Annotated in this window: 17 protein-coding genes; 4 read left to right on the plus strand and 13 right to left on the minus strand. The window is 60.0% G+C overall.

Features of this window, described 5'->3' with window-relative positions; genetic code table 11:
• Positions 1 to 2: 2 nt before the first annotated feature.
• Positions 3 to 1,331: a hypothetical protein gene (locus LOY28_RS12355; RefSeq protein ID WP_018927905.1), complete on the minus strand. Its 1,329-nt coding sequence runs from the start codon at positions 1,329 to 1,331 to the stop codon at positions 3 to 5.
• A gap of 305 nt (positions 1,332 to 1,636) precedes the next feature.
• Here LOY28_RS12355 and LOY28_RS12360 point away from each other — a divergent pair, with 305 nt between their 5' ends.
• The 3 genes from LOY28_RS12360 to feaR all read left to right on the plus strand — a co-directional run bounded on the left by LOY28_RS12360 (position 1,637) and on the right by feaR (position 4,782).
• Positions 1,637 to 3,136, plus strand: a complete 1,500-nt coding sequence (locus LOY28_RS12360; RefSeq protein ID WP_096480354.1) for an APC family permease — start codon at positions 1,637 to 1,639, stop codon at positions 3,134 to 3,136.
• Positions 3,117 to 3,701: a DUF3156 family protein gene (locus LOY28_RS12365; protein WP_096480353.1), complete on the plus strand. Its 585-nt coding sequence runs from the start codon at positions 3,117 to 3,119 to the stop codon at positions 3,699 to 3,701. Before LOY28_RS12360 ends, LOY28_RS12365 begins: the two co-directional genes overlap by 20 nt.
• A 118-nt stretch (positions 3,702 to 3,819) precedes the next feature.
• Entirely contained in the window at positions 3,820 to 4,782 is a 963-nt protein-coding gene (feaR, locus tag LOY28_RS12370) for a transcriptional regulator FeaR (RefSeq protein WP_018927908.1), read from the plus strand.
• A 59-nt stretch (positions 4,783 to 4,841) separates the two neighbouring features.
• Here the strand turns inward: feaR and LOY28_RS12375 are convergent, their stop codons facing one another.
• From LOY28_RS12375 to LOY28_RS12400, 6 genes are all read right to left on the minus strand, one after another.
• Positions 4,842 to 5,609 (minus strand): SDR family oxidoreductase, encoded by a 768-nt coding sequence (locus LOY28_RS12375; RefSeq protein WP_111454930.1) that lies wholly within the window; start codon positions 5,607 to 5,609, stop codon positions 4,842 to 4,844.
• A complete protein-coding gene (locus tag LOY28_RS12380) occupies positions 5,602 to 6,402 on the minus strand; it encodes an SDR family NAD(P)-dependent oxidoreductase (RefSeq protein ID WP_258613924.1) in 801 nt (266 codons plus the stop codon). Before LOY28_RS12380 ends, LOY28_RS12375 begins: the two co-directional genes overlap by 8 nt.
• Positions 6,395 to 7,216 (minus strand): molybdenum cofactor biosynthesis F family protein, encoded by an 822-nt coding sequence (locus tag LOY28_RS12385; RefSeq protein ID WP_111454932.1) that lies wholly within the window; start codon positions 7,214 to 7,216, stop codon positions 6,395 to 6,397. The genes LOY28_RS12380 and LOY28_RS12385 overlap by 8 nt, the downstream gene beginning before the upstream one ends.
• A 93-nt stretch (positions 7,217 to 7,309) precedes the next feature.
• On the minus strand, positions 7,310 to 7,975 hold the full coding sequence (locus LOY28_RS12390) for a LuxR C-terminal-related transcriptional regulator (RefSeq protein ID WP_018927912.1): 666 nt from the start codon (positions 7,973 to 7,975) through the stop codon (positions 7,310 to 7,312).
• Between the two features lie 52 nt (positions 7,976 to 8,027).
• Positions 8,028 to 8,393, minus strand: a complete 366-nt coding sequence (locus LOY28_RS12395) for a cupin domain-containing protein (protein ID WP_018927913.1) — start codon at positions 8,391 to 8,393, stop codon at positions 8,028 to 8,030.
• A gap of 53 nt (positions 8,394 to 8,446) precedes the next feature.
• The gene (locus LOY28_RS12400) at positions 8,447 to 9,745 is read right to left on the minus strand and encodes an FAD-binding oxidoreductase (RefSeq protein ID WP_018927914.1); all 1,299 of its coding nucleotides are present in this window, start codon (positions 9,743 to 9,745) and stop codon (positions 8,447 to 8,449) included.
• Between the two features lie 232 nt (positions 9,746 to 9,977).
• Between LOY28_RS12400 and hpaR the strand changes: the two genes are divergently transcribed.
• Entirely contained in the window at positions 9,978 to 10,400 is a 423-nt protein-coding gene (hpaR, locus tag LOY28_RS12405; RefSeq protein WP_064621252.1) for a homoprotocatechuate degradation operon regulator HpaR, read from the plus strand.
• A 63-nt stretch (positions 10,401 to 10,463) separates the two neighbouring features.
• Here hpaR and LOY28_RS12410 read toward each other — a convergent pair whose 3' ends face one another.
• The 6 genes from LOY28_RS12410 to hpaD form a co-directional block, all read right to left on the minus strand.
• Positions 10,464 to 11,918, minus strand: coding sequence for an NAD-dependent succinate-semialdehyde dehydrogenase (locus LOY28_RS12410; protein ID WP_258613928.1), 1,455 nt, complete (start codon positions 11,916 to 11,918; stop codon positions 10,464 to 10,466).
• 16 nt (positions 11,919 to 11,934) lie between these two features.
• Positions 11,935 to 12,735 (minus strand): 4-hydroxy-2-oxoheptanedioate aldolase, encoded by an 801-nt coding sequence (hpaI, locus tag LOY28_RS12415; RefSeq protein WP_258613929.1) that lies wholly within the window; start codon positions 12,733 to 12,735, stop codon positions 11,935 to 11,937.
• Between the two features lie 18 nt (positions 12,736 to 12,753).
• Positions 12,754 to 13,557, minus strand: a complete 804-nt coding sequence (gene hpaH / locus LOY28_RS12420; RefSeq protein ID WP_111454934.1) for a 2-oxo-hept-4-ene-1,7-dioate hydratase — start codon at positions 13,555 to 13,557, stop codon at positions 12,754 to 12,756.
• A 12-nt stretch (positions 13,558 to 13,569) separates the two neighbouring features.
• Complete coding sequence (locus LOY28_RS12425) at positions 13,570 to 14,874, minus strand: MFS transporter (protein ID WP_018927919.1); 1,305 nt, start codon at positions 14,872 to 14,874, stop codon at positions 13,570 to 13,572.
• A 49-nt stretch (positions 14,875 to 14,923) separates the two neighbouring features.
• Entirely contained in the window at positions 14,924 to 15,316 is a 393-nt protein-coding gene (locus LOY28_RS12430) for a 5-carboxymethyl-2-hydroxymuconate isomerase (protein ID WP_018927920.1), read from the minus strand.
• Between the two features lie 201 nt (positions 15,317 to 15,517).
• Positions 15,518 to 16,375, minus strand: a complete 858-nt coding sequence (gene hpaD, locus LOY28_RS12435; RefSeq protein ID WP_018927921.1) for a 3,4-dihydroxyphenylacetate 2,3-dioxygenase — start codon at positions 16,373 to 16,375, stop codon at positions 15,518 to 15,520.
• Positions 16,376 to 16,425: the final 50 nt, after the last annotated feature.

Raw genomic sequence — 16,425 nt, forward strand, 5'->3', positions numbered from 1 at the left:
GATTAGAAAGGCACGGCCACGGTCAGTTGGCTGTAGACATTGGTGCCGTTGCCACCAACCTGATTACCGCCGTTGCTTTCATCCTTTTCCGGCTTATACAGGCCCACCAACGGGGTGACGATCAGGTGCTCGTTCACCGCCCATTCGGCATACAGGTCCAGTTCACGACCATCGAGGTCCAGCGCATTGTTCTTGTGCAGGGTCTTGTAGTCGAAAAACAGCACGCCAACGGTCACTGGCTCCAGTGGTTTGACTTTGAGCGCCACATGCTGGATCGCGGTGTTGCTGTTGAACGGGCCCGAATAATTACCGGCCACTTCGCCCTGGAACCAGGTGCCGTAGCCACGGTTGACACCGTTGAACATCGAATCCCAATCTTTGGAATAGCGGCTGTAACGGTACGTCAGGTCCGGCGACCATGGCAGGTCGGCAAAGGTGTAGCCGGCTTCGGTGTACCAGGCTTTTTCCGGGCCGGCGTCCTTGTCCTGCCAGGCATATTCGAAGGAAAAGTGAGCGTTCTCTATTCCGGCATTGCCAGCGCCCCGCAGGCTATAGATGTTCATGCCTTCACGTTGCTTCTGGAAGTCGCTGGCATAACGATCATCGACGTCAATGCCGTGAATATACGTCAGCCCGAGGGTACCTGGCGCGGCGGTGTATTCCAGGGTGCTGGCGGCCATCTCGGTCTTGGCCTGGGCGCGGTTGTCCGACTTGATCCACATCAGGCTGCCGTGCACGCCTTCCTTGCCGCCCAGGCGCAGGACGGCCGTTTCGTCGAATGCGTGGCGCGCCGCGAGATAATAGGCACCACCTCGGTTGAACTCACCATCCGCCACACCTTTACCCAGGTTCAGGCCGTCGTCGTTGATGATGAAACCGTCACCGAGAGTAATGACCTGGCGCCCAAACGACACATCCACGCCATCCTTGCCAAGTACCGGGAACAGGTCGCCGGAACGCCAGCCGGCGAAGGCTTCATCAAACTTTGTGGTTCGTTCGGTACCGTCGGTGATGCCCGCGGCATCGCCATCGCCCCAGGTGCCGGAACTGACCAGATTGGCCGTGCCGTAGGCGCTGCCCAGGCCGCCGAGCGTTTGCTCGACACTCAAGCCATACTTGATAAATCCTTCGCGCCAGCTAGACCCGCCTGTGGTGCCGTCATAGTTCTTGCGACTGTTGAACATCCCATAGACCGCGAGGAAGTTGCCCGTGACCTTGGTGTCGTTATCGGCATACAGCTCGTACGCCTGGGCCGACGAGTCGGCGATCAAGAGCGCGATCCCCAAACCAACGGCCTTGGGCAGCGCTCGTGCTTTCAGTGTTTGCTCCATTGTTGTTTTCCCCAGCTTTTGTTGGACAGTTCGATAGGTCGAGTGCGCATTAGGGCGACTGGAGATGGGGGAAGTCTTTCACCTGCGTGCCAGGCATTTGATCCTGTCAGCCACGCGGTGAAGCATGGCAGGGAGCAACAAGACCGGCGGCAGACATGGGCAAGACGATCTGGGTGGCAGAGGAGCACAGTCACTCTGCACACGGCGCCGTTTCGCTCAGGGACTGGCTGGGGAGGGCTTTATCGCCAGCTCCTTGAACGGCTCGATACATCCACTATAAAAATCCGCTTTCGAGGATCTGCACTATGTCGATCAATGACAGACTCACCGAGCATTTGAACCGGGGCACGGTCGGTTTTCCCACTGCGCTCGCCAGTACCATTGGTCTGATCATGGCCAGCCCGGTGATTCTCACCGCGACCATGGGCTTTGGCATCGGCGGCAGCGCCTTCGCGGTGGCCATGCTGATTGCCGTGGTGATGATGTTGGCCCAGGCGACCACCTTCGCTGAAGCGGCATCGATCCTGCCGACTACCGGTTCGGTCTACGACTACATCAATTGCGGCATGGGCCGCTTCTTTGCTATCACTGGCACGTTGTCGGCCTACCTGATCGTGCATGTGTTCGCAGGCACTGCCGAGACCATTCTTTCCGGGGTCATGGCCCTGGTGAACTTCGAGCACCTCAATACCTTGGCAGAATCTGCCGGTGGTTCCTGGTTGCTTGGGGTTGGGTTCGTCGTGGTGTTCGGGATTCTCAATGCCTTCGGCGTCAGCGCCTTCGGCAGGGCAGAGATCATTCTGACCTTCGGCATGTGGACCACGTTGATGGTGTTTGGCGTGATGGGGTTGATCGCGGCGCCAGCGGTGCAACTGGATGGCTGGTTCGGTGTATCCCTTGTGGGTACTGACCTGATCACCATCCTGTCGCTGGTGGGCATGGCCATGTTCATGTTCGTCGGTTGTGAGTTCGTCACCCCTCTGGCGCCGGACTTGCGCCAATCGGCCAAGGTCATGCCCAAGGCGATGATTCTGGGGTTGTTGAGCGTTGCGTCGTGCATGTTCATCTATGGCGCGGCAATGAAGCGTCAAGTGGAGAACGTGTTGCTTGATGCCGCCGGTGGCGTGCATCTGCTCGATACACCGATGGCCATTCCAAAGTTCGCCGAGCAGGTGATGGGCAATATCGGTCCGATGTGGCTGGGGATCGGCTTTCTGTTTGCCGGGGCGGCGACCATCAATACGCTGATGGCGGGTGTGCCGAGGATTCTTTACGGCATGGCAGTCGACGGCGCATTGCCCAAGGTCTTCACCTACTTGCACCCACGCTTCAAGACGCCGCTGCTGTGCATTCTGGTGGCGATGCTGATTCCTTGCCTGCATGCGCTGTATCTGGGCGGTAACACTGACAACATCATGCATCTGGTGTTGGCCGCCGTTTGTGCCTGGAGTTTTGCCTATCTGCTGGTGACGCTGTCGGTGGTAATGCTGCGCATCCGTCGTCCCGATCTGCCACGGGCCTATCGCTCGCCCTTCTTCCCGTTGCCACAGATCCTTTCCAGCGTCGGCATCCTGCTGGGCATGTGGTTTATCACGCCGCCCGGCATGAACCCCGCGGATATCTATGTCCCGTTCGCGGTGATGCTTGGTGGCACCGCGGTGTACGCGCTGTTCTGGACGTTAGTCGTGCAGAAGGTCAATCCATTCAAGCCTGCTTCGGTGGAAGAAGTGCTGGCCAAGGAGTTCTCCAATGAACCGGGGCACCCTCACAACGGGTATATCGACCATGCTGCAAAAACTGTCTGAGCTGTTCAGCGCCAGACGCGCCCCAGCCGGTTATCGACCTGGGGTGACGCTCGAGCACCTGCGGCGCAACCTCGGTCTGGCCAGTTTCGAGCAGACAGAGCCGACAGCGGCCCGGGCTTCGCTGGACGATGGCAGCCTGCAATTGGAGATCGTCGAGCGCACCGAGTCGCAGCTGTTGATGCACCTGGTCATGACCGAGTTCGTGATCCGGGTGCCTGCCTCGACTGAGGGCACGGCGAGCTTCGAACTGCACCATAGCGGGGCTGTTCGACGGACCGGGATCCGCTGTCGGCAGCGTGCTGGAGACGCCGCGCTATTAGCCAGGTTGCAGGCCAGGTTGCAGGAGGACAGTGCGCTGCACCAGGCCTTGATGCCGTTGGACTTCAAACGCTTGCGCATCGATCTGCAAGGGCATCAGTGGTGCGTACGGCTGGAGCATATGGGTGGCAGCGAGGTGGTCAACCGGATGCCGGCCTTTCGTCGCTACATCGCTTTGAGCCGTGATCAACGTACTTGGCTGCTTGACACGTTGACTGGATTGCAGCGCCTGTTGCGCACGTTCTGATTCGCGATTTTGGCATCATTAGTGCTACTCACTTTGGCAGACACGTACTTGTTGCGCGCATATAGATAACATGTTAACTATTGCGCAACAAAAACAAAAAGCCATTGTGGAGAGCCCCATGAGCATCCATCAGTCTGTGCAAGACGGGTTGGAAACCTGGACCCGGGATCTGCGAGCAGCCTGTGGTCATTTCGACACAGAATTGGCCTACAACCGTTCGCTGTTCATTGGTGAGGTTTCCGAGTGTTCCCGGGGCGGTCTGTCCTTGGCGAACTTGCGTACCAACGCAGGGCTTATCAAGCGCGACAAGCCCAACGCCGATCACGACAACGAACAGGATTGTTTCCTGGTCAGCCAGCGCAGCGGTTACTGCCAGATCACCCAGTACGGACAGAGCATCCAGTTGGCTCCCGGGGACCTGCTGCTGATGGACTCGGCAGGTTCCATTGAAATAAGCCCATTCGGGCTGATCGAGCATGTCTCGGTCTCCTTGTCCCGCAACGAAGTGTGCAAACAGCTTGGCAGCCAGTCCCGGACGTTCGGCAAGATTTCCTCGAGCAAGGCCTGTGGGCGGATGCTGCATGTGCTGGTGGATCAGCTGTGCAAGGACGCGTGGGTGGGCGAGGGCGCAGTCGGTGAGGGTGAGGCGTTGCAATCGGCTTTTGTATCGTTGCTGGGTTCGGCATTCGATCAGGATCAGGTGTCGGGGGATGACGTTACTTCGTTGCAGGGCAACAACCTGCGCAGTTATGTGCAGAAAGTCATCGACGAGTCCCTGACCCAGCCGGGCTTGAGTCCCGTCGGGCTGGCCAATCGATTGAACATTTCAGTGCGGCATTTGTATCGGTTGTTTGAAGAGCAGGACGATAGCGTCTGTCGCTACATTCAACGGGCGCGGCTCAAGCGCAGCGCCGATGACCTGACCAATCCGTTCTTGCGTAGCGAATCGATCACCTCCATCGCTTACAAGTGGGGCTTCACCGACTCGGCGCATTTCAGCCGCTCGTTCAAGAAGCAGTTCGAGTTGTCACCCAAGGATTTTCGTTCCAGTCATTTGCAACAGGCGGTGGGGGCGGCTTGACTCTCTGGATGAAAAAGGGGGCTTTTCAAAGCCCCCTTTCAGCATGAAAAAACGCTATATCAAACCTCTGGCAAGGTCGAGCCGCCATCGACCACCAGCGTCTGTCCGGTGATGTAAGTTGCCAGATCCGATGCTAGAAACAGCATGGCTCCGGCAATATCCGCCGCCTTGCCAAGCCGTCCCAGGGGCACTCGACTGGCGATATTTTCGTTCAGTTGGTCGTCCCCCAGATTGCCCATGGCTGGCGTCGCGATCATGCCCGGCTCGACGCCATTGACCCGCACGTTGTGTCCGGCCAGTTCCAGTGCCGCGTTGCGGATGAAACCGTTGACCCCGGCTTTTGATGCCGCGTAATGGCTCAGGCCCGGATAAGCCACTTTTGGGCCGGTAACTGACGAAGTGACCAGCACACAACCACCGCCCTGACGGTGAAACATCGGCAAGGCCGCCTGGGTCAGCCAGAACAATGCCGAGAGATTGACCGCCAGGGTGCGCTCGAGAATGGATGGCGTGATGTCGGCAAACGGTGTCAGCGGAAAATACCCGGCGTTGTGCACCAGAATATCGAGCCGACCCCAGCGTTGCTCCAGTGCCCGGACCATGTCGAACACTGCCGTGGCATCGGCCAGATCGACGCCCACAGCTTCGACCTGACACGTCTGCCCGGACAATTCGCTGGCCAGTGCCTGAGCCTGTGACAGTTGCAGGTCGGCGATTACCACTCGCGCACCGCGCCAGGCGAAGGCTTCGACGATCGCCCGGCCAATGCCTTGGGCGCCGCCGGTCACCAGTACGGTTTTACCGCTGAAATCCAGGTCATCAGGCATGAGACGGCTCCATGTGGGTGTAGGCCAGGGTCGGCACATCGACGATGCTCGAGCCGCCGTCGGCCACCACGGTTGCGCCCGTGATAATCGACGCCTCGCTAGAGGCCAGGAAGCGGCAAACCCTGGCAATTTCCTCGGCGCTGGCCGGTCGTCGCAACGGCACGTCGGCGCAGACCCGGTCATAGGCTTGCTGCAGCGTTTCGTCATAAAAGTCCATCAGCGGCTGCATCTCCTGATCGGCCATGGGCGTGCGCACCCAGCCCGGGCAGACGGCGTTCACTCGTACACCGCGCGGGCCGTAATCCCTGGCCAGCGAGCGGTTGAGGCCGAGCAGCGCGTGCTTGGCGGTGGTGTAGCCGCAGACTTCGGGGCCCGCCGCCAGTGAGGCAATGGACCCGATCAGCACGATGTTGCCGGTACTTTCCAGCAGCAGAGGCAGGCAGGCCCGGGCACTGTAGAAGGCGCTGTCCAGGTTGCTGCGCAACGCCGCTTCCCAGGTCTGCGGGCTGGTGTCGGTGGCGCTGCCCAGGCCAAGGCCGCCGGCACAGGCCAGCAGTACATCAAGGCGCCCGTAGCGCTGACGAATCTGCGCCACGAATCCTGCCCAGGTGTCCGGGCAGGCGGCATCGCCGACCAAAACCAGCCCGCCGGTTTCCCGGGCAATTTGCTCCAGGGGCTCGCGGCGGCGGCCGATCAACACCAGACTGGCGCCTTCGGCTGCATACAGCCGGGCACAGGCAGCACCGATGCCCGTCCCGGCACCGGTGATTGCAACGATACGTGGCTCAGGCATTGGGATACTCCGTCCGGTTGAGAACCTGGCAGTAAGAGCTGACCGGAAAGTTCGACAGTTCATCGAAGGACGACCCGGCATAACCGAAGATCTTGCCGTCGCTGCGGTGCTGTTGCAGGTCGATCAGCACCAAGCCGAGGGTCGGGATGATCTTCTCGCGCCAGACGAACAGGTACAGCTGATCGGCGATCTTGTAGTAGTGACAACGGTCGGTGTCGCACAGGCCTTGCTCGACGCCCTTGAGGCACTGCCAGGAATAGAACTGATCGTTGAGGTAGATGTGTTCGTAGACTTCACTTGGGCTGTAGCGATACAGGTTGCGCAGGCCGCTCAGTTCGCTGGTCGGTGCGTGAGGGCATTGGCCTTCCTGCCACGGACGATCAAGGCTGCCATGCAAAAACTCGACTTCGACCGAGGTCAGGTGCTTGCCCGCCAGCGCACGGCTGTAGAGGCCTTCACGGGTTTGATCCTGGGTCGGCATGCGGCCGATCACGGCGGTGAATGCAGCGCTAACGGTGTCGAGCACCAGGCTGATCGACCAGGCTTGACCACCTTCGTGCTTGATGAAGTCCACCAGATACAGACCTGGACGCACTGAGGTGGCTCGATAGTTTGCAGTGCCCGTGGAGTGCCCATCGGCAGCGGTCCAGGATAGGGCTTCGGTGTCGAAACGATGTTCGATCTGCCAGCCATTGGCGAAGTTCAGCGTGAAGGCCTTGCCGTTCAGGTCGGCCAGGTTCGGCAGGATGAAGGCTTCAGGGGCGAAGCCGTCGGCCAGGGCGCCAACGGTGATCCAGTCGGATGATGTTGTCATTGCAATGCTCCAGTTGAGTGAAATAACAATCTGGAGCATGCGGTTCGCAAACAAGCTCGCCTATCAACCGGATGGTTGAGCCGGGCTAAAAAATCAGAGCTGGAGAAACAGGGTTCCGACCAGCTCGGTGCGGCTACTGACGCCGGTCTTGCGAAACAGGTTGATCAGGTGGGTCTTGATGGTCGGCAGACCGACTTTCAGTTCCAGGGCCAGTTGCTTGTTGCTGGCGCCCTGGCGCAGTAACAACGCGATCTGCCGCTCCTTGGGCGTCAGGCCGGTCAGCGGATCTTCGCAGGGCTGTATGTTCGCGACGGCGAGTTGCAGCAGGGACTGCAAGGCATTGAGCTGGGCCAGTTGGTCGGTGGTGAAGGCGCCTTGTTCGGCGGTGCGTAACATCGAGATCGCGGCCTGAGGCTGGCCGGCGCGATGGGCGAGGATTTCCACCACATCGACAATGCCATAGCGCTGCAGAAAGTCCCGATAGCGCCGACTGTCCCGTGTCGGCTGTCGGGCCATGGCAAAACCCAGAGGCACCACGGCTCGCCCGCTGGACAGGCAATTTCGCGGTTGCAAAGGGTCGAACCGACGGTAGTTGTCCAGATAGTCGCGATGCATCTCATCGCTCATGCAATGCAGCCGGAAGTCACGGGCTTGCAGTTGCCGGTCGACACAGTAGAACGCCGCCTGACTGGCAGGTACAAGTTGAGTGAAAGCTTGCAGGCAATGGCCGGCGATTTCCTGGGTGGGGAGGGCATTCATGTTCGGTACCTCGCCAAGGGGCTACCGGCTGTTCGCCGGCAACCCGAATCGGTCAAGCGACAGCGAAGTAGTGTTTGACGAAGCTTTCGCTGACCACTTCCCACAGCACGGGAGTGCCTTTGGTCACGAACCAGCTGTCGCCGGCCTTGTAGCGAGCACTCTGGCCGGTGGATTCGTTGGTCAGGACCACTTCGCCGGTAACCACCGTAGCTTGTTCGGCGAACGGATAGACCATGCGGAACTTGCCCTGGGTGGTGCCAAAATAGGCACTGCTGACCGGGTCGGTCGGTGCGCCGAAAGTCATTTTGCCGAAGGCTTTGACTTCGCCTTCGAGGATTTCCGAGCCGAGGTCGGCAACGGAGCCCCAGGCGTCCAGTTCGGACAGCTGGATGTCTTTCTTGAGGGTGGTAAGGGTCATGGCAGTTGCTCCTGATGAGTAAAAAAACAGAAAAGGGAAGAGCGCCTTGGCAGTTACCGACGCCCGTTCCAATAACCTGACAGCTGGTGCCAGGACTTGCCGGCGGTCAGCAACAGTGGGCGAAACGCATCTTTGCCAAGGATGGTAGGGCGGTGGATCGAGCTGACCAGGTCATAGCGCGCCGAGCCTTCACTCATGCCTTCGGCCAGCACCTTGCAGATGATGTGGCTGGGGGTGACGCCGAAGCCCGAATAGCCCTGAACGAAGAAGGCGTTGCTGCGACCGGGCAGGGTGCCGATCTGCGGGAACAGATTCGGGCTGCAGGCCATCGGACCGCCCCAGGCCAGATCGATTTTCACGTCCTTGAGGTACGGGAAAATTTTCAGCATCAGGTTGCGGTTCCAGGCTTTCAGGTCCAGGGGAATGTGCTCGACCAGCGGTGTGGCCGCACCGAACAACAGACGGTTTTCGTTGGTGACGCGGTAGTAGTCGATCACCGGACGAATGTCGCTGTAGGCGCCGCGAATCGGGCTGATGCGGTTGATCAACTCGTCCGACAGTGGCTCGGTCATCATCTGGAAGGCGTAGGTGTTGATGGTCGATCGGTGTAGTTCCGGTTCCAGCTTGTTGAGGAAACTGTCGCAGGCCCACAGAAGCTTGCTGGCCTTTACTGAACCACGGCCGGTGCGCACGGTGATGCGCTCGCCATAGCTGACTTCCAGCGCTGGACTGTTCTCGAAAATCCGCACGCCGTGCCCAACCAGTGCCTTGGCTTCACCGAGTAGCAGGTTCAACGAATGGACGTGACCGCCGCCCATGTGCAGCAATGCGCTGCTGTAGGCATCGGAGCCGATGATTTGCTTGACGTCCGAACCACCGAGAAAGCGAATCTCGTGTTTGCTGTTGATCGATTTGAAGTCTTTTTCCCAGGCGCGCAGGGTCTTTTCCTGGCGAGCGTTGAAGCCCATGTAGCCGTAGCCGTGGCAGAAGTCGGCATCGATGTTGTACTTGGCGATGCGGTCCTTGATGATGTCCGCGCCCAGGTCGCTGATCTCGAAGACCTGGCGCAGACCGTCCTCGCCCACGTCCTTCTTGATCTTCTCCAGGTCGTGACCGATGCCGGCCATGATCTGCCCTCCATTGCGCCCGGTGCCACCGAAACCCAGGTAACGCGCCTCCAGCACAACGATGTTGGTGATGCCTTTTTCGGCGAGCTCAAGCGCGGTATTGATGCCGGAGAAACCACCGCCAATGACCACAACGTCGGCTTCCACATCCTGTTCCAGGGTCGGGAAGCTGAGATTGTATTTTTTGGTGGCCGTGTAATAGGTGGGCGTTTCGATATTGATCATGGCGCAGCCTGAAAAAGTGAAGAAAAACTCAACGCAGGGCCTTTGATTAGCTCTGTACCGGATGACTCCTATTAAGAGCCTTGGCTCGGTGGATGTCTTGATTCTCTATGCCGGGATTTTTGATTCAGCGCGCCAGAAGGCCTTTGCGATAAGAAGTTATGGCGCGTTCGGGAGGACAGGATGATAGAGTTTCGTTAAATTATTAACTAAATCAACCGTGATCCTGACTCCGATGCTCAAACCCCGGCAATCCCTGACCTTGACCCTGCTGCAAGCACGTGAAGCAGCCATGAGTTTTTTTCGTCCCTCGCTCAACCAGCACGGGTTGACTGAACAACAGTGGCGGGTTATCCGCATTCTCAGTCAGCACGGCGAGCTGGAAATCTACCGGCTGGCGGAACTGGCGTGCATCCTCAAACCGAGCATGACCGGTGTGCTGGTGCGCATGGAGGCGGCCGGCATGGTCCATCGGCGCAAGGCCGAGCAGGACCAGCGACGGGTGCTGGTGACCCTGGCCGAAAAGGGCGAGGCGTGCTTTGAGTCCATGAGCCAGTGCATGGAAGAGAACTACCAACGGTTGCAGGCACAGTTGGGAGAGGAGAAGTTGCAGACGTTGCTCGGGCTGCTCAACGAGTTGAAGACCATCAAGCGCTGACAATATCGGAGCGATTTCGCGAGCGAGCTTGCTCGCGAAATCGAATGACGCGTTGTACAGAGATTATTTGATACTCAGACACATGTACTTCTGCTCGATGTAATCATCGATCCCATACTTGGAACCTTCGCGGCCCAACCCTGACTGCTTTATCCCGCCGAACGGCGCCACTTCGGTGGAGATCAGTCCTTCGTTGACTCCGACCATGCCGTACTCCAGCGCCTCGCTGACGCGCCAGGCCCGGCCCAGGTCGCGGGTGTAGACATAGGACGCCAAACCGAACTCGGTATCGTTCGCCATGGCGACGGCCTCGGCTTCGGTGTCGAAACGGAACAGCGGTGCCAGCGGGCCGAAGGTCTCATCCCGGGCCACCAGCATGGCCGGGGTGACGTCGCCGAGCACCGTGGGTTCGAAGAAGTTGCCGCCCAGTGCGTGGGGTTTGCCGCCGGCCAGCAGCCTCGCGCCCTGGGCGAGTGCGTCGTTGATGTGTTCCTCGACCTTGGCCACCGCCTTGGCGTTGATCAACGGCCCTTGTTGCGCGCCTTCGGTCTCGGCCCGGGCGACCTTCAGGGCGTCGACTGCCAGCACCAGGCGGCGGGCGAACTCGTCATAGACACTGTTTTGTACCAGCAAGCGGTTGGTACAGACACAGGTCTGGCCGCTGTTGCGGAATTTCGAGCCGATCGCACCTTCCACGGCGGCATCCAGGTCGGCGTCTTCGAAGACGATAAAGGGCGCGTTACCGCCCAGTTCCAGGCTGACTTTCTTGATGGTTTGCGCACACTGGGCCATCAGCAATTTGCCGATGCCGGTGGAGCCGGTGAACGAGAGTTTTTGCACTGCCGGGTTACCCGTCAGCTCCGCACCGATTTCTCGAGAGCGGGTGCCGGTGACGACGTTCAGCACGCCCGCCGGAATGCCGGCGCGTTCGCCGAGTTCAGCCAGGGCCAAAGCCGACAATGGGGTTTCTGAAGCCGGTTTAAGCACCACGGTGCAACCGGCGGCCAGCGCTGGACCGACCTTGCGGGTGATCATTGCATTGGGAAAATTCCACGGTGTGATGGCCGCCACCACCCCGATGGCTTGCTTGATCACCACCAGCCGCCGACCTTGCTTGTCATGAGGAATCACATCGCCGTAGACCCGCTTGGCCTCTTCGGCGAACCACTCGATAAAGCTCGCGCCATAGGCAATTTCGCCACGACTCTCGGCCAGCGGTTTGCCTTGTTCCCAACTGAGCAGGCGAGCCAAATCTTCCTGATGGGCCATGATCAGCTCGAACCATGTGCGCAATACCTTGCTGCGATCCTTGGCGGTTTTGCCGCGCCAGGCGGGCAGGGCAGCCTGGGCCGCGGCGATGGCGCGGGCGGTTTCGGCTTGGCCGAGGGAGCTGATTTGGGCGATGACTTCGCCATCCGCCGGGTTGGTCACCGCGAAGCGTGAACCGTCATCGGCGTCGACCCATTGGCCATTGATGTAAGCCTGCTCGCGCAGCAGTTTCAAATCGTTAAGTTTCATCGGGCTTCTCGAAAAATCAGTACACGCCGCCGGAGCTGGTGGGCACCGGAGCATCTTTGAATTTGCCGGCGAGGGTTTGCAGGCCACGCATCAGCACGGTGGTGTCGACACCCACGGCAACGAATGCCGCGCCCAACTCGATATAGCGCCGGGCGAGTGTCTCGTCGGCGCTGAGAATGCCTGCGGCCTTGCCGGCCTTCTGAATCCGCACGATGGCGTCCTCGATGGCCGCCTGCACCTCGGGATGCCCCGGATTGCCGCGATGGCCCATGGACGCGCTCAAATCCGCCGGGCCGATAAACACCCCGTCCACGCCCTCGACCGCCGTAATGGCATCCAGGTTGGCCAGGCCTTCGTGGTTTTCGATCTGTACCAGCAGGCACATTTGTTCATCCGCTTTGTCGAGGTAACCGGGAATGCTGTTCCAGCGTGACGCACGGGCCAGCGCACTGCCGACACCGCGTATGCCCTGGGGCGGATAGTGAATCGCACGCACCAGTTCCCGTGCCTGTTCGGCACTTTCGACCATCGGCACCAGCAGGGTCTGGGCGCCGATATCCAACACCTGCTTGATCAGCGCGATATCGCCGATCACCGGGCGTATCACCGGATGACTGGGGTAGGGCGCCACTGCCTGAAGCTGGCCGAGCAACCCGCGAAGATCATTGGGTGCATGTTCGCCGTCGATCAGCAGCCAATCGAAACCGGCATTGGCTGCCAGCTCGGCACAGTAGGCGTCGGCCAGACCGAGCCAGAGGCCTATCTGAGCTTCGCCGCTTTTGAGGCGTTGCTTGAAACGGTTGATGGGCATGTCCATGGAACAGTCCTCCAGGGATCAAACAAAGCGGCAGGAGATGGAACCCAGCATGTCGTAATCGACATGGAAGGTATCACCGGGGTTGGCCACCACCGGGCGGGTGAAGGAGCCGCCGAGAATGATTTGGCCCGCTTCCAGGGTGACGTCGTAGGCGGCCAGTTTGTTCGCCAGCCAGGCCACGCCTTTGGCCGGATGATTGAGCACGGCGGCCGACACCCCGGACTCCTCGATCACGCCGTTGCGGTAGAGCACCGCAGGCACCTTGCGCAGGTCGATCTCGGTCGGCCGCACGGCACGACCGCCCATGACCACGCCAGCGTTGGCGGCGTTGTCGGAAATGGTGTCGAACACCTTGCGTGTCGCCTTGGTCTGCGGGTCGATTTGCTGAATTCGCGCATCGATGATTTCCAGCGCCGGGATCACCCATTCAGTGGCGTCGAGCACGTCGAAGATCGTGCAGTTCGGACCTTTGAGCGGCTTGCCAAGGATGAACGCCAGCTCCACTTCCACCCGCGGCACGATGAAGCGCTCGAACGGAATGTCCGTGCCCTCGTCGAAGAACATGTCATCGAGCAAGGCACCAAAGTCCGGCTCGGTGATGTTCGAGGACACTTGCATGGCCCGCGAGGTCAGACCGATCTTGTGCCCGACCAGTTTGCGCCCGTCCTTGATTTTCTGGGCGACCCAGGCGCGCTGGATGGCATACGCGTCTTCGATGGTGATAGCCGGGTGATCGAGGGAAAATTGCCGGACCTGCTCCCTGGAGCGTTCAGCCCGATCCAGTTGTGCGGCGGCGTGAAGGATTTGCTGTTGATCGAGCATGACGAAGATCTCTTATTGTGGATTGACGATGGCCGCATTGGTGCGCAGCACCAGGAAGCCGCCGAGAGCGATTAACAGCGCCAGGACATACAGGGCCAGGCTGGCGCTCTGAGTGGTGTCGCGCATCCAGCCGATCAGGTAAGGCGCGAGGAACGAGGCGATGCTGCCGAACGAGCTGATCAGGGCAATGCCGGCGGCTTGTGTGCAGTTGGAGAGAAAGGCCGGAGGCAGTTGCCAGAACATCGGCAACGCGGCGCTGGCACCCATGCCTGCGACGGTCAAGCCGCCCATCACCAACAGCGGGTTGCCCGGCGCCAGGCCCGCCACTGCGATACCGGCGGCGGCCATCAGTAGCGGCACACACAGGTGCCAGCGGCGTTCGCGGTTACGGTCCGACGAGCGTCCGCAGCCGATCATGAAGAAACAACCGGCCAGATAGGGCACTGCACTGAGCAGGCCTACCTTGCCGTCGCTGCCAATTCCCGCGCCGTGGATCAGTGTTGGCATCCAGAAGGCCAGGGTGTTGACCGCCAGCATCACCGCAAAATAGATCGCCACCAGCAGCCAGACCTGCGGGTCGCGCACAATCCCACCGAAGGAGGTGATGGATTTACGCTGTTCTTCGCTGCTCAGTTGCGCGCGCAGTTGCTGTTTCTGCGCCGGGTTCAGCCACTTCACGACTTCGAAGTTATCCGGCAAACACTTGAGCACCACCAGGCCCAGCAAGACCACCGGCGCCCCTTCGATCAGGAACATCCACTGCCAGCCGCGCAGTCCACCGAAGTCATGGAGGTTTTCCAGAATCGCCCCGGACAGCGGTCCGCCGATGACTCCGGCCATCGGCACGGCAATGGCAAACAGCGCGGTGACTTGAGCCCGGCGCCGGGCCGGGTACCAGCGATTGAGGAACACCAGGATCCCGGGAAAGAAGCCGGCTTCGGCTACGCCCAGCAGAAAGCGCAGGACATAGAAACCGCTGGAGCTTTCGACCCACAACATGCTGGCAGAAAGTACGCCCCAGACCACCATCAGGCTGGCGATCCAACGCCGTGGTCCGACCCGGTCAAGGGCCATGTTGCTCGGTACCCCGAACAGCGCGTAGGCAATGAAGAACAGTCCGGCTCCGAAGCCGTAGACGGTGTCGCTGAAGTGCAGGTCGGTACTCATCTGCATCTTGGCGAAGCCGATGTTGATCCGGTCCAGATGGGCGAACAGGTAACAGATCAACAGCAATGGCATCAGGCGCCAGGTAACGGTGCTGTGGGTTCGATCGTGCTCGGCAAGGGTGATGCTGTCAGCGGTATTGGCTGTGCTCATGATGTTGTACTTTTTGTTTGAGTGGCCGTTGGCGGAAGGAGGGCGTGAATCAGCCCGCCTGGTTCTTCAAGAAGGCATGGACGTTGTTCTGCTTGAAATTCAGTTCGGGGTGCAGCTCGATCATCTCGAACGACAGCGCCAGCAGCCGTTGCGACTGCAGTTCGGCGAAGTGCTCGGTGATTACGTTGAACAGTGTTTGTGCGACTGTCTGTCGGGTCGGCAGATCTCGTCCGTGACCGACCTTGAGGGTCATATGGACGAAGGCGTAATCGTGCTTGCCATCAGCCATGCGCCAGGTGTCCAGGCGCACTCCACGACTGCGGATGCCGCCCAGGGGGAACACGCCGCTGTCGCCGAGGGAGGCGTGGACTTTTTCGAACAGGCTGGGCAAGTCGGCTTGTTGTTCGATGTTGTCGGTGTATTCAGCAATGAAATGAGGCATGTGAGTCTCCCGTAACGTTGATGTTTCGCATCGCGTAGCAGCTGTCGAGCGGAGCGAGGCAGCGTCCGGCTGCGAAGCAGTCGTAACCCCATACACCTCTGTGTTTCAGGTAAATCGAGAGCACCGGTTTTACGAGGACTACGTCCTCGGACGCCGCCTCGCTCCGCTCGACAGCTGCTACGCCAGTTCCTGTCTGGTACCTCAGAGAGGGAAAATGGCGTTGATCTGGCCAGTGCCTGAACTGCCGAAGGGCTCGGTCAGTACTTCCACCGGTTTGTTGTACTCGGGCCCGCCAAGCAGTCCGAGGAGCATCGCGGTGTCGTGCATCTTGCCTTCGCCGAAGCAGTGCTCGGCGTAGTCCGGGAGCATTGCGCAGAACTCCTTGAAGCGACCTTGCTTCCACATCTCGACCACGTGCAGGTCCATCTGCTTGTCGAATTCACGGGTCCAGTTGTGAATGTTGGCTTCGGCTTCACGGTCGTCGGAGAAACGGTGGGACAGCGAGCCGGAGGCCAGCACCAGCACCTTGCGGTCGCTCCTATCGATGGCCCGGCGCACGGCAGCGCCGAAGGCGAAGCTGTCTTCCAGGCGATGCCAGGCGCACCAGGCGGCGATGGAGATCACGTCAAACTTCTGCTCGTCCGGGACGCCCATGTGCATGTAGCGCATAGGTACCAGAGTGCCGTATTCCAACTCCAGGCTCGGGATGTTGTGGGCCATGGTGCGCACCCCGGCCTGATTGGCCTCGGTGGCGATCAGCTCGCCCAACGCTGGGCAACCCGGGTACTCGTACTCCATGTTCTTGATGAAGTGCGGCAGTTCGTTGCTGGTGTAGATGCCCTTGAAATGCTCGCCGCAGTTGACGTGATAGCCGCTGTTGACCAACCAGTGCACGTCGAACACCACGGCGGTGTCGGCACCGAGCTCGCGGGCGCGACGGCCGATTTCCTTGTGTCCGGCAATTGCCGCCTCGCGACAACCGTGATGCTTGCCGGGCAGTTCCGACAGGTACATCGAGGGTACATGGCAGATTTTCGCGGCCAGGACGACTTCGCCCATGATGATTCTCCTGAAATTGTTGTTATTCGATTCAATCTGGTGGCCAGTGA

Origin of the sequence: Pseudomonas sp. B21-017 (genome assembly GCF_024749245.1) — a bacterium.
Lineage (GTDB): Bacteria > Pseudomonadota > Gammaproteobacteria > Pseudomonadales > Pseudomonadaceae > Aquipseudomonas.